The sequence below is a fragment of the Pseudomonas sp. HB05 genome, from assembly GCF_016756915.1.
In the GTDB taxonomy this organism is placed as follows: domain Bacteria; phylum Pseudomonadota; class Gammaproteobacteria; order Pseudomonadales; family Pseudomonadaceae; genus Aquipseudomonas; species Aquipseudomonas alvandae.
Window position 1 is genome coordinate 339,404 of sequence record NZ_JAESPG010000001.1, and the last position, 20,281, is coordinate 359,684.

Annotated in this window: 21 protein-coding genes and 2 pseudogenes; 13 read left to right on the forward strand and 10 right to left on the reverse strand. The window is 62.2% G+C overall.

The genetic code is table 11. From position 1 onward, the window contains the following. The first annotated feature begins 17 nt into the window (after positions 1–17). The 3 genes from JMN22_RS01520 to sutA all read left to right on the forward strand — a co-directional run bounded on the left by JMN22_RS01520 (position 18) and on the right by sutA (position 2,415). Positions 18–1,352 carry an ammonium transporter gene (locus JMN22_RS01520; protein WP_030138181.1) on the forward strand — a complete coding sequence of 445 codons (1,335 nt, stop codon included), beginning with the start codon at positions 18–20 and terminating at the stop codon, positions 1,350–1,352. Between the two features lie 212 nt (positions 1,353–1,564). Further along, on the forward strand, positions 1,565–1,990 hold the full coding sequence (locus JMN22_RS01525) for a secondary thiamine-phosphate synthase enzyme YjbQ (protein ID WP_030138180.1): 426 nt from the start codon (positions 1,565–1,567) through the stop codon (positions 1,988–1,990). A gap of 101 nt (positions 1,991–2,091) precedes the next feature. Further along, positions 2,092–2,415 carry a transcriptional regulator SutA gene (sutA, locus tag JMN22_RS01530; protein WP_007941277.1) on the forward strand — a complete coding sequence of 108 codons (324 nt, stop codon included), beginning with the start codon at positions 2,092–2,094 and terminating at the stop codon, positions 2,413–2,415. A 203-nt stretch (positions 2,416–2,618) separates the two neighbouring features. Here sutA and JMN22_RS01535 read toward each other — a convergent pair whose 3' ends face one another. Genes JMN22_RS01535 through lptM form a run of 6 tightly spaced genes read right to left on the reverse strand, consistent with a single transcriptional unit; the run spans position 2,619 to position 7,229 of the window. Further along, on the reverse strand, positions 2,619–3,323 hold the full coding sequence (locus tag JMN22_RS01535) for an HAD family hydrolase (RefSeq protein WP_198797538.1): 705 nt from the start codon (positions 3,321–3,323) through the stop codon (positions 2,619–2,621). Continuing rightward, the gene (gene xerC / locus JMN22_RS01540; protein WP_030138178.1) at positions 3,320–4,219 is read right to left on the reverse strand and encodes a tyrosine recombinase XerC; all 900 of its coding nucleotides are present in this window, start codon (positions 4,217–4,219) and stop codon (positions 3,320–3,322) included. The genes JMN22_RS01535 and xerC overlap by 4 nt, the downstream gene beginning before the upstream one ends. A gap of 2 nt (positions 4,220–4,221) precedes the next feature. Continuing rightward, on the reverse strand, positions 4,222–4,944 hold the full coding sequence (locus JMN22_RS01545) for a DUF484 family protein (protein ID WP_030138177.1): 723 nt from the start codon (positions 4,942–4,944) through the stop codon (positions 4,222–4,224). Between the two features lie 13 nt (positions 4,945–4,957). Then, positions 4,958–5,788 (reverse strand): diaminopimelate epimerase, encoded by an 831-nt coding sequence (gene dapF, locus JMN22_RS01550; protein ID WP_198797537.1) that lies wholly within the window; start codon positions 5,786–5,788, stop codon positions 4,958–4,960. Between the two features lie 4 nt (positions 5,789–5,792). Beyond that, positions 5,793–7,040, reverse strand: a complete 1,248-nt coding sequence (lysA, locus tag JMN22_RS01555) for a diaminopimelate decarboxylase (protein WP_030138175.1) — start codon at positions 7,038–7,040, stop codon at positions 5,793–5,795. Positions 7,041–7,049: 9 nt separating this feature from the next. Beyond that, a complete protein-coding gene (gene lptM, locus JMN22_RS01560; protein ID WP_030138174.1) occupies positions 7,050–7,229 on the reverse strand; it encodes an LPS translocon maturation chaperone LptM in 180 nt (59 codons plus the stop codon). A 226-nt stretch (positions 7,230–7,455) separates the two neighbouring features. Here lptM and cyaY point away from each other — a divergent pair, with 226 nt between their 5' ends. The 3 genes from cyaY to rnk all read left to right on the forward strand — a co-directional run bounded on the left by cyaY (position 7,456) and on the right by rnk (position 8,722). Then, positions 7,456–7,788 (forward strand): iron donor protein CyaY, encoded by a 333-nt coding sequence (gene cyaY, locus JMN22_RS01565; protein WP_030138173.1) that lies wholly within the window; start codon positions 7,456–7,458, stop codon positions 7,786–7,788. Positions 7,789–7,792: 4 nt separating this feature from the next. Further along, positions 7,793–8,011: a DUF1289 domain-containing protein gene (locus JMN22_RS01570; RefSeq protein ID WP_198797536.1), complete on the forward strand. Its 219-nt coding sequence runs from the start codon at positions 7,793–7,795 to the stop codon at positions 8,009–8,011. Positions 8,012–8,311: 300 nt separating this feature from the next. Continuing rightward, positions 8,312–8,722, forward strand: coding sequence for a nucleoside diphosphate kinase regulator (gene rnk, locus JMN22_RS01575; RefSeq protein WP_030138171.1), 411 nt, complete (start codon positions 8,312–8,314; stop codon positions 8,720–8,722). A gap of 7 nt (positions 8,723–8,729) precedes the next feature. On the opposite strand, the gene JMN22_RS01580 is transcribed toward rnk, so the two are convergent. The 3 genes from JMN22_RS01580 to JMN22_RS01590 form a co-directional block, all read right to left on the reverse strand. Continuing rightward, positions 8,730–11,573: a class I adenylate cyclase gene (locus JMN22_RS01580; protein ID WP_198797535.1), complete on the reverse strand. Its 2,844-nt coding sequence runs from the start codon at positions 11,571–11,573 to the stop codon at positions 8,730–8,732. 177 nt (positions 11,574–11,750) lie between these two features. Beyond that, positions 11,751–11,996, reverse strand: a complete 246-nt coding sequence (locus JMN22_RS01585; protein WP_030138169.1) for a TIGR02647 family protein — start codon at positions 11,994–11,996, stop codon at positions 11,751–11,753. A gap of 255 nt (positions 11,997–12,251) precedes the next feature. Next, entirely contained in the window at positions 12,252–12,536 is a 285-nt protein-coding gene (locus tag JMN22_RS01590; protein WP_198797534.1) for a hypothetical protein, read from the reverse strand. A 125-nt stretch (positions 12,537–12,661) separates the two neighbouring features. Here JMN22_RS01590 and JMN22_RS01595 point away from each other — a divergent pair, with 125 nt between their 5' ends. Continuing rightward, positions 12,662–13,321 (forward strand): glutathione S-transferase family protein, encoded by a 660-nt coding sequence (locus JMN22_RS01595; RefSeq protein ID WP_198797533.1) that lies wholly within the window; start codon positions 12,662–12,664, stop codon positions 13,319–13,321. A gap of 136 nt (positions 13,322–13,457) precedes the next feature. Here the strand turns inward: JMN22_RS01595 and argH are convergent, their stop codons facing one another. Next, the gene (gene argH, locus JMN22_RS01600; RefSeq protein ID WP_198797532.1) at positions 13,458–14,852 is read right to left on the reverse strand and encodes an argininosuccinate lyase; all 1,395 of its coding nucleotides are present in this window, start codon (positions 14,850–14,852) and stop codon (positions 13,458–13,460) included. A 314-nt stretch (positions 14,853–15,166) separates the two neighbouring features. Here argH and JMN22_RS26460 point away from each other — a divergent pair. The 6 genes and pseudogenes from JMN22_RS26460 to JMN22_RS01620 all read left to right on the forward strand — a co-directional run. Further along, positions 15,167–15,316 (forward strand): annotated as a pseudogene (locus JMN22_RS26460) (sensor histidine kinase); the annotation flags it as partial. Next, on the forward strand, positions 15,313–16,059 hold the full coding sequence (locus JMN22_RS01605; RefSeq protein ID WP_030138167.1) for a LytR/AlgR family response regulator transcription factor: 747 nt from the start codon (positions 15,313–15,315) through the stop codon (positions 16,057–16,059). The pseudogene JMN22_RS26460 and the gene JMN22_RS01605, both read left to right, overlap by 4 nt. 127 nt (positions 16,060–16,186) lie before the next feature. After that, positions 16,187–17,128: a hydroxymethylbilane synthase gene (hemC, locus tag JMN22_RS01610; protein ID WP_198797531.1), complete on the forward strand. Its 942-nt coding sequence runs from the start codon at positions 16,187–16,189 to the stop codon at positions 17,126–17,128. Then, positions 17,125–17,871: pseudogene (locus JMN22_RS26465) on the forward strand (uroporphyrinogen-III synthase); the annotation flags it as partial. The gene hemC and the pseudogene JMN22_RS26465, both read left to right, overlap by 4 nt. A gap of 36 nt (positions 17,872–17,907) precedes the next feature. Further along, a complete protein-coding gene (locus JMN22_RS26470) occupies positions 17,908–19,038 on the forward strand; it encodes a uroporphyrinogen-III C-methyltransferase (RefSeq protein WP_337248682.1) in 1,131 nt (376 codons plus the stop codon). Then, entirely contained in the window at positions 19,035–20,276 is a 1,242-nt protein-coding gene (locus JMN22_RS01620; protein ID WP_030138165.1) for a heme biosynthesis protein HemY, read from the forward strand. The genes JMN22_RS26470 and JMN22_RS01620 overlap by 4 nt, the downstream gene beginning before the upstream one ends. The last annotated feature ends 5 nt before the right edge of the window (positions 20,277–20,281 follow it).

Sequence of the window (20,281 nt, forward strand, 5' to 3'; positions counted from 1 at the left end):
CCCCAGGAGAAAACAATATGACTCTGCGTAAATTCGCAGGGCTAGGAGCCCTGTTGTCCTTCGCAATGCCTGGCCTGGCCATGGCAGAAGAAGCGGCAGCCCCCGTCCTGAACTCCGGCGACACCGCCTGGATGCTGACGGCCACGATTCTTGTACTGTTCATGACCATTCCCGGCCTCGCCCTGTTCTACGGTGGCATGGTCCGGTCGAAAAACCTTCTTTCCGTGATGATGCAGTGCTTTGCCATTACCGGTCTGATCAGCGTCCTGTGGGTCATCTATGGCTACAGCATCGCGTTCGACACCACCGGCATGGAGCAGGGCGTCGTCAACTTCAATTCCTTCATCGGTGGCCTGGGCAAAGCTTTCCTGGCCGGCGTCACGCCAGCGAGCTTGACCGGCCCGGCGGCGCTGTTCCCTGAGGCGGTGTTCATCACCTTCCAGATGACCTTCGCCATCATCACTCCGGCCCTGATCGTCGGCGCGTTTGCCGAGCGGATGAAGTTCTCCGCCATGCTGATCTTCATGGGCGTGTGGTTCACCCTTGTGTATGCGCCGATTGCGCACATGGTCTGGTCCGGTAACGGCGGCCTGCTGTGGGACTGGGGTGTGCTGGACTTCGCTGGCGGCACCGTGGTGCACATCAACGCCGGTATCGCAGGCCTGGTGGCGTGCCTGGTGTTGGGCAAGCGCAAGGGCTTCCCGACCACGCCAATGGCGCCGCATAACCTGGGTTACACCCTGATGGGCGCGGCCATGCTGTGGGTCGGCTGGTTCGGCTTCAACGCCGGTTCCGCCGTTGCCGCCAACGGCACCGCCGGCATGGCGATGCTGGTCACCCAGATCGCTACCGCCGCGGCGGCGCTGGGCTGGATGTTTGCCGAGTGGATCACCCATGGCAAGCCAAGCGCACTGGGCATTGCCTCGGGCGTGGTGGCCGGCCTGGTCGCCATCACTCCCGCTGCTGGCACCGTGGGCCCGATGGGCGCCCTGGTTATCGGCCTGGCGGCCGGTGTGGTGTGCTTCTTCTGCGCCACCACCCTCAAGCGCAAACTTGGCTATGACGACTCCCTGGACGCCTTCGGCGTGCATGGCATCGGCGGTATCCTCGGCGCGATCCTGACCGGCGTGTTCGCCGCTCCGGCCCTGGGCGGCTTCGGCACCGTGACCGATATCGGCGCGCAAGTGTGGATTCAATTCAAGGGCGTGGCGTTCACCGTGGTCTACACCGCGATCGTCACCTTCATCATCCTCAAGGTACTGGACGCCGTCATGGGTCTGCGCGTCTCCGAGGAAGAAGAAGCCGTGGGCCTGGACCTGGCCCAGCACAACGAGCGCGGTTACAACCTGTAAGCAGCGCATAAAAAAAATGCCCGGTTCGCCGGGCATTTTTTTGTCTGGAATTTGTCATTGCTCACAGGGCGTGCTGGTTTTTCCGACGCCTTTTGTTGTGTATGCGACGTGGGTTTTTCTACCGCCAAAGGCTTACATGGGGGCAAGAATATTAGGCCCTTTGTTTTTTCCCAGAGCGCGCTAGAATGCGCGCCGAACGTGCGGAGATCTGTATGTGGCAGCAGACGTTGATAACCCTGCGGGCAAGGCCCCGGGGCTTTCATCTGGTGACAGACGAGTTGCTCGCCGGCTTGCCTGAACTCAAGGCCTGTCGTGTCGGTCTGTTGCATCTGTGGCTGCAGCACACCTCGGCCTCGTTGACCATCAACGAGAACGCCGATCCGGCGGTACGTCGAGACTTCGAACGATTTTTCAATCGGCTGATCCCACAAGGAACCGCCGACTATGAGCACAACGACGAAGGCCTGGACGACCTCCCGGCGCACTTCAAGGCCAGTGTGCTGGGGTGTCAACTCAGCCTTCCGGTAACGGCGGGGCGGTTGGCATTGGGTACCTGGCAAGGTGTCTATTTGGGCGAACACCGTGATCATGGCGGTGCTCGTAAAGTCCTCGCCACCTTGCACGGTGAAGGGGCATGACCGCTGATTGCCGGCGGATCTTGAATTTTTTCTGGCAGCCTTCGACAGATGGCGAAGCTGGGCTATAACTAATCTGCTTTTCGCAAGTCATGAGGTAGAACATGAGCGACGATGATCTGGAAAACGACGACCTCGAAGTAGGTGATGAAGACGAGGCCGAAGAAGGCCTGGAAGCGGCGGCTGAAGACGTCGCTGACGACGACGGTGCCGATGTTCCGGTCCCGACTGCCAAAGGCAAGGCCAAGGCAGCGGTATCGGTCGACGAGTTGCCGAGCGTAGAGGCCAAGAACAAGGAGCGTGATGCGCTCGCCAAGGCCATGGAGGAATTCCTGGCCCGGGGCGGAAAGGTGCAGGAAGTGGAGGCCAACGTGGTCGCTGATCCGCCCAAGAAGCCTGACAACAAGTACGGCAGCCGCCCTATCTGAGTATCTGCCCTTGCTTGCTGAAAAAGCCCGCCGTCGCTGCGGGCTTTTTCATGGGTGCGATTCTGTTCCCAGACCAGGCGCAGTCTCTGTGGGAGCGAGCTTGCTCGCGATAGCGGTGGGTCTGTTGGGAGTTGATGTTGTATGTGCCGCCGTCATCGCGAGCAAGCTCGCTCCCACAGAAGGCTGTGGCTACAGGGCAGGGTTCAGCGCTGGCTATGCCACGCTGCCAACAACCCCGGCAGTTCGGTCAGGCTGCGGATCTCTGCGTCGGGGGCGTGATCGGCGTCCCAGGCCTTGCCCGTCGGGTTGAACCACACCGCGCGCAGGCCGGCCTGTTGGGCGCCGGCGATATCGTCGCCCGGGTGATCGCCGATGTGCACGGCGGTTTGCGCCGTTGCACCGCCGCGTTGCAAGGCTTCGTGGAACAGCCGGGCGTCAGGCTTGGCGACGCCGATGTCTTCGGCGCACAAGGCAAACTTGAAGTAGTCGGCCAGTCCGAGGCGACGCACATCGGCATTGCCGTTGGTGACGACGCCAAGGGCGAACTGGTTGGCGAGGATTTCCAGGGTCGGCTCGACGTCGGGAAAGACCTCCAGTTGATGCCGGGCATGGAGGAATGCCTCGAATCCCTGGTCTGCCAACTCCGAGGCTCGCCACTGGTCATAACCGGCGTCTTGCAGCGCCCGGAACAGCACGCGTCGGCGCAGTGCACTGATGCGGTGCTTGAGGTTCGGTTCTTCGCTGAGCACTTGCGCGCGGATCGCCCACAGGCGCTCCACCGGGAAATCGCCCAGGTCAGGCGCGTTGTCGGTCAGCCATTGGCGTAGGACGGCTTCGGCGCTGGCGATCACCGGCGCGGTGTCCCACAGCGTGTCGTCCAGGTCGAAAGTGATGAGCTCGATGGTCATGATTCGTCGCCCTTGATGCGTTTGGCCCTGGGGTGGGCACTGTCATAGACCGTCGCCAGGTGCTGGAAATCCAGGTGGGTATAGATCTGGGTGGTCTTGATGTCCGAGTGGCCGAGCAGCTCCTGGACGGCGCGCAGGTCCTGGGAGGATTCCAGCAGATGGCTGGCGAAGGAATGCCTGAGCATGTGCGGGTGCAGGTTCTGCCCCAGCTCACGTTCGCCGGCGGCCTTGACCCGCAGTTGGATGGTCCGCGGGCCCAGGCGTCGGCCCTGCTGGCTGATGAACACCGCGTCATCGACCGGATTGGCCAGTGCTCGCAGCGGCAACCACAATTCCAAGGCTTCGCGGGCTTTGCGGCCGATAGGCAACAGTCGGGTCTTGCTGCCCTTGCCGAGCACCTGGACCATGCCGTCGGCCAAGTCCAGTTGATCCAGGTTCAGCCCCGTCAGCTCGGAAAGCCGCAAGCCGGAGGAGTAGAAGAGTTCGAGGATCGCCTGGTCCCGTCGCGCCATGAAGTCATCCTCGACGGCGCCGTCCAGCAATTGCAGGGCGCGGTCGGTGTCGAGGGTCTTTGGCAGGCGGCGTTCGCCTTTGGGCGGTGCCAGGCCGGTGGCCGGGTCGTGATCGCACAGGCCTTCGCGGTTCAGGTAGTGATACAGGCCCCGCACCGCCGACAAAAGTCGCGCCAGGCTGCGGGAGGATTGCCCCTGCTGGTGCAGGCGGGCGACGAGGCTGCGCAGGCGCTGGATGTCGAGGCTCGACCAGGTGTCGATGTTCTGCTTCTGGCACCAGCCGAGCACTTTTTCCAGGTCACGGCGGTAGGCCGACAAGGTGTGAGGCGACACCTGGCGCTCACTGCGCAGGTGTTCGCAGTAGGCGTCCAACTGCCGTTCCATCGTCAGCGTACCGAGCGCAGCGAACCGGCGACCCGTGGCAGCACCCGACCGGTGACTTCGGCGATGTAGCTCAGGAACAACGTGCCCACCGAGCTCTTGTAGTGCTGCGGATCGCGGCTGGCGATGGCCAATACGCCGTGGACGCCTTGGTGGGCGATGGCCACGACTGCAGTGGAACCGATCTGCTTGCGCTGCTCCTCGCCAAACAGGAAGTCCAGCTCGTGCTCGCGCAGGCTGCCGCTGACACTTTTGTTCTCCGTGAGCAGGCCGCCGATGGCTGTCTGCGCGTCGGCGTGGGTGACCCAGCGGCCCACCGGCATGGCGTTGTCGCCAAACAGGATCAGGCTGACGAAGGGCACCTGGAAATCCTGGCGCAGGCTGTCCTCGACGCTCATCACCACGTCTTCCAGGGTGCTGGCATCCATCAGTGCAAGAATCAGCCGCCGGGTCTTGTCGAAGAGCCGATCGTTGTCCCGGGCGACGTCCATCAGGTGCGAAAGGCGATGGCGCATCTCGATGTTGCGCTCACGCAGGATCTTCATCTGGTGCTCGACCAGCGACACGGTATCGCCGCGCCGGTGGGGGATCCGCATCGTGGCAAGCAGGTCTTCATGCTCGACGAAGAAGTCCGGATGCGCCTCCAGGTACGCGGCCACCGCCACTGAGTCCGGGAGGCTCGGGGTTTCGTCGGATTGCGGGGCTGGAACCTTTGGCTTGTCGGTCATGGGTTTGGCTCACTCAAAGACGAACTTGTCCTTCGTATACGCGTACGGCCGGGCCGGTCATCATGACCGGTTCGCCAGGGCCTGCCCACTCGATGGACAGGCGCCCGCCGGGCAGGTCGATCAACAGGGGCGAATCCATCCACCCTTGGCTGATCGCAGCGACGGCCGCAGCGCAGGCGCCGGTGCCGCAGGCCTGGGTTTCCCCGGCGCCGCGTTCCCAGACGCGCAGTTGGGCGCGGTGGCGGTCGATCACTTGCAGGAAACCCACGTTTACCCGTGCCGGAAAGCGCGGATGGTTTTCGATCTTCGGCCCCAGTGCGTGTACCGGTGCGCCGTTGATGTCGTCCACGCGCAGCACTGCATGGGGATTGCCCATGGACACCGCCGCCAGTTCCACTGGCGTGCCGTCGACATCAACGGTGTAGTTCAGGGCCTGGGCCGGCGCCTGGAACGGAATGTCCGCCGGCACCAGGCGTGGAGCACCCATGTTGACGCCGATCTGGCCGTCGCTGCGCACATCGAGTTCGATGATGCCGCTCTTGGTCTCGACGCGAATCTGCCGCTTGGCGGTCAGGCGCTTGTCCAGCACGAAGCGGGCGAAGCAGCGCGCGCCGTTACCGCACTGTTCCACTTCCGAACCGTCGGCGTTGAAGATCCGGTAGCGGAAATCCACGTCCGGGTTGTTGGGCGCCTCGACGATCAGCAACTGGTCGAAACCGATACCGGTGTGCCGATCACCCCATTGCTTGGCGTGCTTGGGCAGGATGTGCGCGTGCTGGCTGACCAGGTCGAGGACCATGAAGTCATTGCCCAGGCCGTGCATCTTGGTAAAACGCAGCAGCATGGTATTACTCCGGCAGCAGGCTTTCGCCGGCAAACAGCTCGGCTACCGTCTCGCGGCGGCGTACTTCGAATGCCTGATCACCGTCCACCAGCACCTCGGCGCAGCGGCCACGGGTGTTGTAGTTGGAACTCATGACAAACCCGTAGGCACCCGCCGAATGCACGGCCAGCAGATCGCCTTCTTCCAGCGCGAGCTCACGACCCTTGGCGAGGAAGTCACCGGTTTCGCAGATCGGCCCGACGATGTCGTAGCTGCGGGCTTCGCTGTCACGTGGGCGCACGGCGGTGACGTCCATCCAGGCCTGGTACAGCGCCGGGCGGATCAGGTCGTTCATGGCCGCATCGACGATGGCGAAATCCTTGTGTTCGGTGTGCTTGAGGTACTCGACCTGGGTCAGCAGCACGCCGGCGTTGGCGACGATGTAGCGGCCCGGCTCGAACATCAACGCCAGGTCGCGGCCGTCGAGGCGTTCGCGCACGGTCTTGATGTAGTCGGCCACCAGCGGCGGCTCTTCATCGCGATAGCGCACGCCGACACCACCACCCAGGTCGATATGACGCAGGTAGATGCCGCAGTCGCCGAGGCGATCGACCAGTGCCAGCAGGCGGTCGAGGGCGTCGATGAAGGGTTCGAGGGTGGTCAGTTGCGAGCCGATGTGGCAATCGACGCCCAGCACTTCCAGGTTCGGCAGTTGGGCGGCGCGCACGTACACGTCCTCGGCGTCGGCAATGGCGATGCCGAACTTGTTTTCCTTCAGGCCGGTGGAAATGTACGGATGGGTGCCGGCGTCGACGTCCGGGTTCACGCGCAGGGAAACCGGCGCACGAACGCCCAGTTCGGCGGCGACGACTTGCAGGCGTTCCAGCTCATCGGTGGATTCGATATTGAAGCAGTGCACTCCGACTTCCAGGGCGCGACGCATGTCTTCGCGGGTCTTGCCAACGCCGGAGAACACGATCTTGTCAGCGCTGCCGCCAGCGGCCAGCACACGCTCCAGCTCGCCACCGGACACGATGTCGAAGCCGGCGCCCAGGCGTGCCAGGACGTTGAGCACGCCCAGGTTCGAGTTGGCTTTTACAGCGAAGCACACCAGGTGCGGCATGCCGTCGAGGGCATCGGCGAACGTGCGGTACTGGGCTTCGATGTGGGCACGGGAATAGACGTAGGTCGGCGTGCCGAAACGTTCGGCGATCGCAGACAGGGCGACCCCTTCCGCGAACAGCTCCCCGCCACGGTAGTTAAAAGCGTCCATGGCGTTCCCTTAGTAGGTGGTCTGGGTGTCGTGCGTGTGGGATTTGGATTGCGACGACTTGGCCTGCTCTGCTTGTTCTTCGGGAGACTTGCTGTCATCAGGCAGGTACAGCGGACCTTTTTGACCACAGGCTGTCACAAGGCAGGCAACCGCGACGAGCGCAGCAAGGGAAGAGATCAGGCGCTTCATGGCGAAATCCTTGAAAATGCGTTAATTGCGCCGGAGTATACCGGCCACCCGACAGCTTGCCTATGCAACGGGGCGCCCGTCCGGCGGGCCTTGGGCTCCAGCGGCGCCCATTTGGTGAACAATGTTCAGCACCCACGGGCCCTTGGTCGTTATCCTTTGCATTCAGCCGGGCGCGTCCGTATCTTGCGGCGCTTGAGCATGAGCAGACATTTTCGAGGTTGCCGCAATGAGTTTGACTGAAGCCCGTTTCCACGATCTGGTCGATGCGACCCAGCAAACGCTGGAGGATATCTTCGAAGAAAGCGACCTGGACATCGACCTTGAAATGTCCGCCGGCGTGCTGACGGTCAAGTTCGAAAACGGTACCCAGCTGATTTTCAGCCGCCAGGAACCGTTGCGACAGTTGTGGCTGGCGGCGGTGTCCGGCGGCTTCCACTTCGACTACGACGAGGAAAGCGAGCGCTGGATGTGTGACAAGAGCGAAGAGCAACTGGGCGAGATGCTTGAACGCATCGTCAAGCAACAGGCCGGCGTCGAATTCGATTTCGAAGGCTTGTGATTTCGTGAGCCAGACCGTCCCGGCGCGGCCGCCCAAGCCGCTCTACAGCAATGTCAGCCCGGCCGTGCCGTCGCCGTGCACCAGCGTGTGCAAGCTCAATGAGCATAAGGTCTGCCTCGGCTGTTTCCGGCATGTGGAGGATATCCGCGAATGGCGCTCGGCCGACGATGAGCGTCGGCGGGTGATTTGTGCCGAGGCGCTCAAGCGCCGATCCCTGAAGTAGCCACTCACGGATGGATGAGCGCTTTGTGGCGAGGGAGCTTGCTCCCGCTGGGACGGTCCGACGCCTCGGGCGAAGCGACCCCAAAAAACTGCGACTGCTGCGCAGCCGAGCGGGAGCAAGCTCCCTCGCCACAAGGGTTCTGTGTTGCCCATGGGCAGGGCGAGCCTTCCTCGGGTTGTATATTTTTTGAGCTGTGGTAGTGTCCAGCAACGCCTCACCTCATCGAGGCGCGTGAAAACCCCGTCTTTATGTGGCGGGGTTTTGCTTTTTTCGTGCAGAAGAAAGGAGTCTGCCTGGACCATGACCGCACCTTCCATCACCCTGACTCGCCTGGACGTACAGCGTCTGGAGCGCTTGATCGACAGCCTGGATGAAACGCTGCCAGGCGTGGTCGCCTTGCAAACCGAACTGGATCGCGCCGAAACCCTGGTGGGACACGATGAAGTGCCTGCCGATGTCGTGACCATGAATTCGCGGGTGCACTGCCGCGAGGAAAGCAGCGGCAAGGATTATCACCTGACGTTGGTCTATCCACAGGACGCCAATGCGGACGAGGGGCGGATTTCGATTCTTGCGCCAGTGGGCAGCGCCTTGCTGGGCTTGAAGGTCGGGCAGCACATCGACTGGCCGGCCCCGGGCGGCAAGACGCTGAAACTGACCTTGCTGGAAGTCGAGTCGCAGCCGGTCAATGGCGGCGACTGCGCGTTCTGACCCCGTCTCAGACCTGGTTCAGCGCCTCGTTCAGCGCGCGTTCCAGGTCCGCCTTGTAGCGCAGGAACAAATTGCTTGAGCAAGCGCTGTCACCCACCAGGCCCGAGAGGTCCAGGTCGGTGATGTAGCAGCGATAGCGCTCGGCCTCGCGGCGCTGGCCGACAATTTCCCTGGCGACCACGCGGAACAATTGGTCGCCATGTTCCAGCTCCGAAAATTCGCGCTGATCGCAATAGAGGGTGACGTGCACCTGGCCGTGCGCGGCTTTGCCGATGATCGCCTGTACGTCATAGAACGACTTGTTGACCGGCGTTTGCGGCGATTGCCGTGATTCGACACGCCGGGCCCGTCCGCTGCCAGAAGGCAAGAGTTGGTAATAGAGAATTTCCAAGGGCAGGGGCTGCGCCCCGTCCATCGGTAACAAGGCATCGCGGCGGTAAAGTACCGATTGCAGGAATCGCTGCAGCGGCACCAGCAGGCTTTGTTCATCGTGGAATGGCAAGCGTTGCTGCCACAACGCATTGAACTCATCGAGCACGTACAGCTCGGCTTCTTCTTCATAGACCCGGTAGAACACCTGGATGCACTCGGGCTGGCCCATGGGCAGGATCAGCGCTACGTCGTGATCTTCCAGCGCCATCGCGTCCAAGTTCAGCGGGCTATAGGCCGTCAATTCTTCGCCCAGATAATCCATCAGCGCCGACAGGCTGCCGAGCGCCACGTGGTTGACCTGGCCCGGCACCAATTCCAGCACGTGGTAGTGCTGCTGGACCTGAAGCAGGTAGCGATAGTTGAGTCTGCTCAGCAGCAAGGTCTGGGCCGTCTCGATAACTTCCTCGACCCGTCGCGCGATGAACTGCGCGCGGTTGTGGCAGAAACAGCGGACCTGCAAGCGTGGCTGGTGCCGTGTCGCCGGCAGATCGTTGAGGTAATCGCGCAAACAGTCGAGCAACGCATGCTCGCCGTCGAAGCGGGTGACCAGCACTTCATTCCAGCTATTGAGCGTGACCTGGTCGAGGGTCAGCACCAGGTTCTCCCGCACCCCGGCATAGCTCAGGGAATCGGTGCGCTCGGTGGTCATCAGGATGTTCAGGTCGCGATGATGCTTGAGCGGGTCGACGCCGACGTTCACCAGGATCAGCACTTCGCTGGGGACGCTGGCATGCAGCAACTGCTCTTCGTCGACTGTGGTCAGGGGCAGGGCGATGGCCTGTTGCAGGCTGCCCAGCAGGTTGAACAGTTCAAACTCGCTCAGGTCGCTTTCGCCGGGGTGCAGCGCCAGGCGCGTGCTGCTGTCGATCACGCCGTTGCGATGGCACCAGGTGAGCAATTCAAGCAATTCGCGGCTGCGCTTGATGGGGGCGAAGTTTTCCCATTCCAGGGCGTTCAGGCTGCCGTTGTACAAGCCCCACTGGTTCTGCCCCGGTTCTTTCTTGTTCGGCGACTGGACCAGGGTCAGGGTGTCTTCGGCCAGGTCCGGGGCGATTCCAGGATTGATGAATTCGACCTTGTCGGCCTTGCGCTCGAAGGCCGCGTACAACCGACGACCGAGGACATTCAGGTCGCGCTTGTTGATCAGGCTGACGGTCTTTTCGGTGCGGGCGAACTGGGTCAGGAAGCGATAGCTGTAGGTCAGCTCGCCGACCAGCGCGCGCCGCTCATTGCTGACCTGGCGCACCTTCCATTGGCTGCGGCTGTCCAGCAGGGCGAGTTGACGTTGATCCCAGCCCCACTCACGGGCCAGGCGTTCCAGCAGGTTGCGCTGCCAGCCGCTGCTGCGAACCGGGCCGGTGAGCTTGCGATTGACCTTGAGGTACAGCGCACGCCGGATCAGCTCAAGGCGCTCGGGTTCGCCACGGGCGTTGAGGTATTCCTCGATCCGGCGATAAACCACCATGTATGGATCCAGCTCGTCCAAGTCCAGGCGGTTGGCGAATACGGCCTGCTTGAAGCGCAGGCTCAGGCAGCGCACCGTTGGGTGTTCGCTGGCGTAGACCTCGGTGAGCAGGAGCTTGAGCACGGACTTGTAGGGAGATTCGATGCCCTTGAACAACTGCCAGAGCCCGGCGCCGATGAATTCTCCCGGCGGGATGTAGGCCAGGTGTCCCAAGTCCAGGGTTTCGTCTGCACGAATGAAACGCTTGGATATCAGCGTATGGGTGTATTGCTCATAGTTTTCTTCTTCGTAGACCGGCACCAGCCACCAGATCGGCGTACGCCCGGCCAGCCAGATCGCGGTGCGGTAGAACTCGTCCAACAACAAATAGTGTTGCGTGGTGCCACAGTCATCGGAGCTGAGCTGATTGTCCCGTTCGCCCCGGACGAATCGCGCCGGGTCGATGAGAAAAAAGTGCGCTTCAGCGCCCTGGGTCGCAGCCCAGATTTCCAGCAACTGGCATTTCTTGCGCAGCTCGGCCAGTTCATCGTCGCTCAGGTCCGGCCCGTGGCACACCCACACGTCCATATCGCTCTGGTCGGCCTGGGCCAGGGTGCCGAGGCTGCCCATCAGGAACAGGCCAAGGATCGGCCGTGGTGGGTTGCTGCCATGGCGCGGCTTGTAGGAAAACGACCGGGTCAGGCGTTGGGCTTCGGCGAGGACGTTGGCGTCGGGTTCGTAATTGGATAACCCGGCGGGCGTGCTCCCCGAGACGTAGCCGGGCAGCAGCGGATGGTTGACGTGAAAAAACAGGGGAAGCAGCGTCAGCACGCCTTGCTGGCGGGTCGACAGACCTTCCAGGGCACGCTCCATGCGTACGGAGTTGAGCTTGAGAAAACGCGCGCGCAACTGGCTCAGGACCTTGCGGTCGATTCCCTCGTCCAGATCGGGGCGTATTTCGTGATTGCGGGTCATGTCAGCTCAAACCGGCTCGCGGCGTCGAACGTGGGGAACAACACAGGTGATGGCAGGTTAGCGCCCGTCTCTTGGAATTCTTGAGCTGGAAATGATTTTGAAATCAGGATTTTTACGCAAGAAGCCTGTACGCCTGCGGAAATCCCGAGGAAGGGGATTTCCGTGGGCGGGGAGAGATCAGGCGGTTTCTTCGGCGCGGAGTATTGTCAGGACAGTTTGCACATTTTGCGCGGCATCACGCCCCAGGCTGGTCAGGTAGCCGCCATCGGGTTGGTCTATCAAGTCTTTTTCAAACAGCCGTTGGGCAGCGGCGATAGCTTTGGGGGCAGCGGTCTGATGAATTTTCAGGCCTTCCTGGGAACTGTCCAGGTTGAAGAGTGCAAGGATTTCCAGTTCGGCAACCAGCTCAGGGGTAAGCGACATAAGGACTCCAGACTTTCTAGGAATTTGGACGACAGCGTCACTAAGGTGAGCGCACTTGGCCGAGCTGTCCAGTGTCAGTGTCATGCTTTTTTTGTTTTTTGTAGCGAGTCCAGGCAAGTCCCTTGTGGCGAGGGGATTTATCCCCGCTGGGGCGCGAAGCGGCCCTAAAAAATGGATTCATTACCATTTTGGGCCTGCTGCGCAGTCCAGCGGGGATAAATCCCCTCGCCACAAAGAGCAGCTGTGCTTGTCGATTCAGTTCTTTTCCGGCGGCAGCTCGGGCAGGGCGCGCAACGCGGCTTCGTACCACTCGGTATTGAACGGGCGGTCTTCTTCCAGGATCGCGTCGATTTCCACCGCCAGCACGTGGGCCATCAGGTTGAGGATCTCGTCGCGCTCATAACCCACCAGGGTCAGCTTGTTGAACGTGGCCTTGGCCGCTGGCGGGTTGTCGCTTTCGATCTGGTTTTCAATGGCCTGGATCAGCGTGTTCTCGACGAATTCTTCCTCGTCGTTGTCAATGTCGGTCGGCTCGCTCATGGCAGGCTCCTTTGGGAAAGGGCGCCAGTTTACCTGCATTCAGCGGGGTGATGCGCCTGGCGCGAAATGCGTCGGCGGGCTATAACCCAAGGCTGCCAACCCCCGTACGGCCTGGAGGCTATGGAATGCTTAAGCTTTATGGTTTTTGTGTCAGCAATTATTACAACATGGTCAAGCTGGCGCTGCTGGAGAAGGGGCTGCCCTTCGAAGAGATCCCGTTCGTGGGGGCCCAGACTCCCGAAGCGCTGGCCATCAGCCCTCGCGGCAAAGTGCCGGTGCTGAAGACCGAGCAGGGATTTATCAACGAAACCAGCGTGATCCTCGAATACCTCGAGCAAACCCAGCCAGGCAAGGCCTTGTTGCCCGCCGATCCGTTCGAGCGGGCCCAGGTGTTGGCCTTGTGCCGGGAAATCGAGCTGTACATCGAGTTGCCTGGACGTGCCTGCTACGCCGAGGCTTTTTTCGGCATGCCGGTGCCGGATGCGGTCAAGGAGAAGGCCAAGGGTGAATTGCTGCTGGGGTTCGCTTCCCTCGGCCGGCACGGAAAATTCGCGCCGTACGTGGCGGGTGAGACCCTGAGCGTTGCCGACTTGTACTTCTACTACAGCCTGTCGCTGGTCTTGCAGGTGGGCAAGAAAGTCTTCGATATCGACCTGCTGGCCGATATGCCAAAGGCGAAAGCCTTGATGGAACGGATGGGGCAGAACCCGCACGTGCAGCGGATAGCGGCGGACAGGGAGGCAGAGATGCCGGCGTTTTTGGCAAGGATCTCCGCCAAGAAGTGATACTTTTGCTGCTCTGAAGGGCGCTATCGCGAGCAAGCTCGCTCCCACAGTTGGATCTCCAATGTTCGCAATTATGCGTCTACCGAAGATCTACTGTGGGAGCGAGCTTGCTCGCGATGCTTTTGGCTTTGAGCTGTTAGCGGCTGGCGAGCAGAGCCTGGCCTCGCACCACGGCTGTCTTGACCTGCGCCGGCGCCGTTCCGCCAACGTGGTCACGGGCATTGACCGAACCTTCCAGGGTCAGCACCGCAAACACGTCCTGCTCGATCTGGTCGCTGAACTGGCGCAGTTCGTCCAGGCTCATTTCCGCCAGGTCCTTTCCAGTGTCCACGCCGTACTTCACCGCATGGCCAACGATTTCGTGGCAATCACGGAACGGCAAGCCACGGCGCACGAGGTAGTCGGCCAGGTCGGTAGCGGTGGAGAAGCCGCGCAGGGCCGCTTCGCGCATGACCGCATGCTTGGGCCTGATGGCCGGGATCATGTCGGCGAAAGCCCGCAGCGAATCGCGCAAGGTGTCGGCCGCGTCGAACAGCGGTTCCTTGTCTTCCTGGTTATCCTTGTTATAGGCCAGTGGCTGGCCTTTCATCAGGGTCAACAGGCCCATCAGCGCACCGAATACCCGGCCGCTCTTGCCCCGTACCAGTTCCGGTACGTCAGGGTTTTTCTTTTGCGGCATGATCGAGCTGCCGGTGCAGAAGCGGTCGGGCAGATCGATGAATTGGAATTGCGCACTGGTCCACAGCACCAGTTCTTCGGAGAAGCGCGACAGGTGCATCATGGCAATGCTCGCGGCGGCGCAGAATTCGATGGCGAAATCGCGGTCCGAGACATTATCCAGCGAGTTCCCGCCGACGGCATCGAAGCCCAGCAGTTGCGCGGTGTACTCACGGTCGATCGGGTAGGTGGTGCCGGCCAGCGCAGCGCTGCCCAGGGGCATGCGGTTGGTGCGCTTGCGACAATCCACCAGGCGCTCGTAGTCGCGGCTGAGCATCTCGAACCAGGCGAGCATGTGATGCCCAAACGTTACAGGTTGCGCGGTCTGCAGGTGCGTGAAGCCGGGCATGATGCTCTCGGCCTCGTGCTCGGCCTGTTCCAGCAGGCCTTTTTGCAGGCGGGTGATCTCGGCCAGGATCAGGTCGATTTCATCGCGCAGCCACAGGCGGATGTCGGTGGCGACCTGGTCGTTGCGGCTGCGGCCGGTGTGCAGCTTCTTGCCGGTCACGCCGATGCGATCGGTCAGGCGCGCCTCGATGTTCATGTGCACGTCTTCCAGATCGACACGCCAGTCGAACTGGCCGGACTCGATCTCGCCCTGGATGGTCTTCAGGCCATTGATGATGCTGTCGCGCTCGGCATCGGTCAGCACGCCGACCTTGGCCAGCATGGTGGCGTGGGCGATCGAGCCCATGATGTCGTGGCGATACAGGCGCTGGTCGAAGTTGACGGAGGCGGTGAAGCGGGCGACGAAGGCGTCGACGGGTTCACTGAAGCGGCCGCCCCAGGACTGATTGGTCTTGTCAGTGCTCATGAATTCGCTCGTGATCGGCTGGAAAAAAGTAGCGGTTGAAGGCTGTGGCGGATGATAGCAGGGTTGCCGGGGCTGGCGCTGGCAGTGGTCGCCAGGTTTTTCGCAGCGAACGCCAACGGATCCAAAGGGTTTTTCGCACAACGATATTTTTCGATTGAGCAATATCGTCGCGGCAACCGTCTACAGTGGACGGTAAGGCTTTGCTTTTTCACCTGGACGCATCGGATGCACCAAGCAAGGGGGTGTGCATATTGGTCAAATCGATTGTTAACAAACCCTGTGGCGACGCTGTGCGACAACAGGCCTCGAGCATCGGTCGGCAAGCGCTGGTAAAGATAGGCAACCGCCTCGCGGCACTTTTTGGCCCTCGGACGAGTCTTAGCGTGGATCGCGGTGACGGATGTCACTTCCCCTGTCTACGCTATCCTTGTGCGAGACTCACGCAGGAATCCAGCGCAATATGAATGTCCTGATCGTTGACGACGAACCACTGGCCCGCGAGCGCCTGAGCCGATTGCTCGGTGAACTCGAGGGTTACAGTGTCCTGGAGCCGAGCGCCACCAATGGCGAAGAGGCATTGGCCCTTATCGACAGCCACAAGCCGGATATCGTGCTGCTCGACATTCGCATGCCTGGCCTGGACGGCTTGCAGGTCGCGGCGAAGCTGTGCGAGCGCGAGTCCCCGCCCGCGGTGGTGTTCTGCACCACTCGGGATGACTTTCCCCCCGAGGTATTGCAGGCCGGCGCCGTGGGCTACCTGATCAAGCCTGTTTCCGTTGAGGCGCTGGAAGAGGCGCTGCGCAAGGCAGAGCGGCCGAACCGCACACAACTGGCGGCGCTGACCCGTCCTGCCGCCGAAAGTGGCAGCGGTCCTCGCAGCCATATCAGTGCGCGGACGCGCAAGGGGATCGAACTGATCCCGTTGAACCAGGTGGTCTATTTCATTGCGGATCATAAATACGTGACGTTGCGCCACGAAAGCGGCGAAGTGCTGCTGGACGAGCCACTCAAGGCCCTCGAGGACGAGTTCGGCGAGCGGTTCGTGCGCATTCACCGCAACGCGTTGGTGGCGCGTGAACGCATCGAGCGGTTGCAGCGCACGCCCCATGGGCATTTCCAGTTGTACCTCAAAGGGCTTAACGGCGATGCACTGATTGTCAGCCGGCGGCATGTCGCGGGTGTGCGCAAGATGATGCAGCAGCTTTAGCACGACGCCTCGATGGGTTCTGTTTCCAGGATTGGCGGCCAGGGAGGCCTCGGGGTCGTGATTCAAATCAAAGCGGATTTGGCTGAGCTGTTATTATCTGCCGTATCTTTTAAGTACGGATTGATCCATGTCCCCTCGCGAGATCCGCATCGCCACCCGTAAAAGCGCCTTGGCCCTCTGGCAGGCCGAATACGTCAAAGCCCGCCTGGAAGCGGCCCATCCCGGTTTGATCGTGACGCTGGTGCCGATGGTCAGCCGCGGGGACAAGCTGCTGGATTCGCCACTGTCGAAGATCGGGGGAAAGGGCCTGTTCGTCAAGGAACTGGAAACGGCCTTGCTGGACAACGAAGCCGATATCGCCGTGCATTCGATGAAGGACGTGCCCATGGATTTCCCCCTGGGCCTGGGTCTTTTCTGTATCTGCGAACGGGAAGACCCGCGCGATGCGTTCGTCTCCAATACCTATGCCAGCCTTGATGCACTGCCCGCCGGGAGTGTGGTGGGTACTTCCAGCCTGCGTCGCCAGGCTCAGTTGCTGACCCGTCGTCCCGATCTGCAGATCCGTTTCCTGCGCGGCAACGTCAACACCCGCCTGGCGAAGCTCGATGCCGGCGAGTACGACGCGATCATCCTCGCCGCCGCCGGTTTGATCCGCTTGGGTTTCGAAGACCGCATCACCTCGGCCATCAGTGTCGACGACAGCCTGCCGGCTGGCGGGCAGGGTGCGGTAGGGATCGAGTGCCGCAGCGCCGACGATGAAATCCACGCCTTGCTGGCGCCTTTGCACCACGAAGACACCGCCATCCGTGTATTCGCCGAACGCGCCCTCAACAAACATCTGAATGGCGGCTGCCAGGTGCCGATTGCCTGCTACGCCGTGCTCGAGGGCGAGCAAGTCTGGTTGCGTGGCCTGGTCGGCGATCCGAGCGGCGGCACGCTGCTCAGCGCTGAAGCCCGGGCACCGTGGCGCGATGCCGAGGCGCTGGGTGTGCGGGTCGCCGAAGACCTGCTGAGCCAAGGCGCTGACGACATCCTCAAAAAAGTCTACGGCGAGGCAGGCCCCGCGTGACAGGTTGGCGCCTGCTGCTTACCCGTCCAGCGGACGAGTCGCGCGCGCTGGCGGCTGTCCTGGCGGATGCCGGTGTCTACAGCAGCAGCCTGCCATTGCTGGATATCGAGCCGATTCCCCTTTCAGCGCCAGGGCAGGCGACCCTCCAGGCCTTGGATCAATATTGTGCCGTGATCGTGGTCAGCAAACCCGCTGCACGGTTGTGCGTGGAACTGCTGCGCCAATATTGGCCACACCCCCCGGACCAACCATGGTTCAGCGTGGGGGCTGCGACCGGCCAGATTCTTGCCGACGCCGGCCTTGGCGTGTCTTATCCCGATAATGGCGACGACAGCGAGGCCTTGCTTGAGCTTGCGGCGTTGCGACAGGCTATCGACCGACCTGACCCACGCGTCTTGATCGTGCGCGGTGAAGGCGGGCGCGGTTTGCTGGCAGAGCGTTTGCGCGAGCAAGGTGCTAGTGTCGATTACCTGGAGCTGTACCGGCGCGGCCTGCCGCAATATGGCCAGGACGCTTTGCCGGCGAAGGTTGAAGCGGAACGCTTGAACGCCCTGGTGGTCAGCAGTGGGCAGAGCTTCGAGCATCTGCACCGGTTGGCCGGTGAAGCGTGGCCCGCCCTGGCGCGGCTACCGTTGTTCGTGCCAAGCCCCAGGGTCGCCGAGATGGCGCGTGCCGCCGGGGCTCGGACAGTTGTGGATTGCCGTGGCGCCAGCGCCGCGGCTTTGCTGGCGGCGTTACGGGAACAATCCGTGCCGTTTTCTAATGCAAAGGATGGACACGTGAGCGAAACAGCCTTGCCAAAAGATCAAGATCAGCCAGCGCTCGATGCTCCGCTCGACGCCAAGGCGCCGATTGCGCCGCGTCGCGGCAACGGACTGGCGATTGTCGCGCTGTTGTTGGGCGCCGCCGGCGTGGCGGTGGGTGGCTGGGGCGTGTGGCAAGTGCGCCACTTGCAAGCCAACACCCAGCAGCAGTCTGCCCAGGTCCAGACGCTCAATGACCAGGCCCAGAGCCTCAAGCTCAATGAGCAACGCCTGAGTGAGCGCCTGGAGCAGTTGCCCGCGGCTGAAGAATTGGAAGAGCGGCGCCGCCAGGTCGCGCAGTTGCAGGGCGATCAGCAGCGCTTGAACCAGCGCCTGGAAACCGTGCTCGGTGCCAGCCGCAAGGATTGGCGCCTGGCTGAAGCCGAACACTTGTTGCGCCTGGCCAGCCTGCGCCTTTCCGCACTGCAAGACATCAGCAGCGCCCAGGCATTGGTGCAGGGCGCGGATGAAATCCTGCGCGAGCAAAACGATCCGGGATCGTTCGCCGCACGCGAGCAACTGGCCAGGACTCTCGCCGCGCTGCGCAGCACCGAACAACCGGATCGCACCGGCCTGTTCCTCCAGTTGGGTGCCTTGCGCGACCAGGTACTGCAGCTTTCAGAAGTGGCGCCCGAGTACAAGGATCGCGGTGAATCCCTGTTGGGCCTGACCGCCGATGGCGATGGTGCCAGCCGTTGGGCGCAGTGGTGGGATCAGATCTCCCGCTACATCCGCATCGATTTCAATGCCGATGAAAACGTTCGCCCACTCCTGGCCGGGCAGAGCTTGATGCAGGTGCGCCTGGCCTTGAGCCTGGCGCTGGAGCAGGCGCAATGGGCCGCTCTCAACGGCCAGGCGCCGGTCTACACCCAGGCGTTGGCCGAAGCGCGGGATGTGCTCAAGAACAACTTCAACCAGGACAACCCGCAAAGCAGGATCATGCTCGAGCGCGTCGTCGAGCTGAGCAAGTCGCCGGTCACTGTAGTCACGCCGGACCTGACCGGCACGTTGAGCGCGGTCCAGGCCTACCTTGAACGTCGCAACGTGAATGCCGAAGATTCCGTCAAGCCGATGCCCAAGGCTGGCGGGCAGGAGACCACGCCATGAAACGCCTCTACGTGATTCTGTTCGTGGTCATCGCTGTCGCCGCCGTGCTGGGCGTGGCGATTGCCGAGCATTCGGGTTACGTGCTCGTGGCGTACAAGAACTTTCGTTACGAAGCCGGTCTCTGGGTCACCCTCGCATTGCTGGCTGTGCTCTGGCTGGTATGGCGGGGCGTGAGCGCCTTGATCGGGCTGGTCACCACGTCCACTGGCGTGGTCAATCCGTGGTCGCGCCGCAACCGCAGTCGTCGCGTGCAAGTCGCCATCGAGCACGGCCAGTTGGACCTGGCTGAAGGTCGCTGGGCCAGCGCCCAGCGGCACCTGCACCGTGCGGCCGAAGCCGAGCGCCAACCCTTGTTGTATTACCTCGGTGCCGCCCGTGCGGCCAACGAACAAGGTCTTTATGAGCAAAGCGACAGTTTGCTGGAGCGAGCCCTGGAGCGTCAGCCCCAGGCGGAACTGGCCATCGCGCTGACACACGCTCAGTTGCAGACGGACCGGGGCGACACCGACGGTGCTCTGGATACGCTGCAAGCCATGCATGATCGCCATCCGCATAACGTGCAGGTCCTGCGTCAGTTGCAGCGTTTGCACCAACAGCGCGGTGACTGGTCGGCGGTGATCAGGCTGTTGCCTGAGCTGCGCAAGGACAAGGTGCTGCCCGCCGCCGAACTGGCCGAGCTGGAGCGTCGTGCCTGGGGCGAAAACCTCACCCTGGCGGCACACCGCGAAGCCGATGGCAGCGTCGGCTTGCAGTCGCTCAACCGCGCCTGGCAACAATTGAGTTCCGCACAACGCCAGGAGCCGGCACTGGTGTTGGCCTATGCCGAACAGCTCCGGCAGCTGGGCGCCCAAGTAGAAGCGGAAGACGTGTTGCGCACCGCCCTCAAGCGCCAGTACGACAGTCACCTGGCACGCCTGTACGGCTTGGTTCGCGGTGCGGATCCAACCCGTCAATTGCAGGCGGCAGAGGGCTGGCTCAAGGACCATCCGACGGACCCAAGCCTGCTGTTGACGCTGGGGCGCCTGTGCCTGCAAAACAGTTTGTGGGGCAAGGCCCGGGATTATCTTGAAAGCAGCTTGCGGGCCCAGCGCAACCCCGAGGCTTGCGCCGAGCTTGCGCGGTTGCTGGCGCAACTGGGGGATGCGGAGCGTAGCAACCAGCTCTTCCAGGAGGGGTTGGGGTTGTTGGACGAGCGTTTGCTTGCAGCACCCCTGCCAGTTCCGGCGCAGGTCGTTTAAGCAGC

Bases quoted from the DNA above. Each gene is read 5' to 3' on its own strand.
- JMN22_RS01545 (WP_030138177.1), bottom strand. From the start codon at position 4,944: ATGACCGACAAGCCAAAGGTTCCAGCCCCGCAATCCGACGAAACCCCG.
- JMN22_RS01585 (WP_030138169.1), bottom strand. From the start codon at position 11,996: ATGTCGCTTACCCCTGAGCTGGTTGCCGAACTGGAAATCCTTGCACTC.
- JMN22_RS01590 (WP_198797534.1), bottom strand. From the start codon at position 12,536: ATGAGCGAGCCGACCGACATTGACAACGACGAGGAAGAATTCGTCGAG.
- JMN22_RS01620 (WP_030138165.1), top strand. From the start codon at position 19,035: ATGAAACGCCTCTACGTGATTCTGTTCGTGGTCATCGCTGTCGCCGCC.
- dapF (WP_198797537.1), bottom strand. From the start codon at position 5,788: ATGCTGCTGCGTTTTACCAAGATGCACGGCCTGGGCAATGACTTCATG.
- JMN22_RS01520 (WP_030138181.1), top strand. From the start codon at position 18: ATGACTCTGCGTAAATTCGCAGGGCTAGGAGCCCTGTTGTCCTTCGCA.
- cyaY (WP_030138173.1), top strand. From the start codon at position 7,456: ATGAGTTTGACTGAAGCCCGTTTCCACGATCTGGTCGATGCGACCCAG.
- lptM (WP_030138174.1), bottom strand. From the start codon at position 7,229: ATGAAGCGCCTGATCTCTTCCCTTGCTGCGCTCGTCGCGGTTGCCTGC.
- JMN22_RS01595 (WP_198797533.1), top strand. From the start codon at position 12,662: ATGCTTAAGCTTTATGGTTTTTGTGTCAGCAATTATTACAACATGGTC.
- hemC (WP_198797531.1), top strand. From the start codon at position 16,187: ATGTCCCCTCGCGAGATCCGCATCGCCACCCGTAAAAGCGCCTTGGCC.
- JMN22_RS01525 (WP_030138180.1), top strand. From the start codon at position 1,565: ATGTGGCAGCAGACGTTGATAACCCTGCGGGCAAGGCCCCGGGGCTTT.
- rnk (WP_030138171.1), top strand. From the start codon at position 8,312: ATGACCGCACCTTCCATCACCCTGACTCGCCTGGACGTACAGCGTCTG.
- JMN22_RS01580 (WP_198797535.1), bottom strand. From the start codon at position 11,573: ATGACCCGCAATCACGAAATACGCCCCGATCTGGACGAGGGAATCGAC.
- lysA (WP_030138175.1), bottom strand. From the start codon at position 7,040: ATGGACGCTTTTAACTACCGTGGCGGGGAGCTGTTCGCGGAAGGGGTC.
- sutA (WP_007941277.1), top strand. From the start codon at position 2,092: ATGAGCGACGATGATCTGGAAAACGACGACCTCGAAGTAGGTGATGAA.
- argH (WP_198797532.1), bottom strand. From the start codon at position 14,852: ATGAGCACTGACAAGACCAATCAGTCCTGGGGCGGCCGCTTCAGTGAA.
- JMN22_RS01605 (WP_030138167.1), top strand. From the start codon at position 15,313: ATGAATGTCCTGATCGTTGACGACGAACCACTGGCCCGCGAGCGCCTG.
- xerC (WP_030138178.1), bottom strand. From the start codon at position 4,219: ATGGAACGGCAGTTGGACGCCTACTGCGAACACCTGCGCAGTGAGCGC.
- JMN22_RS01535 (WP_198797538.1), bottom strand. From the start codon at position 3,323: ATGACCATCGAGCTCATCACTTTCGACCTGGACGACACGCTGTGGGAC.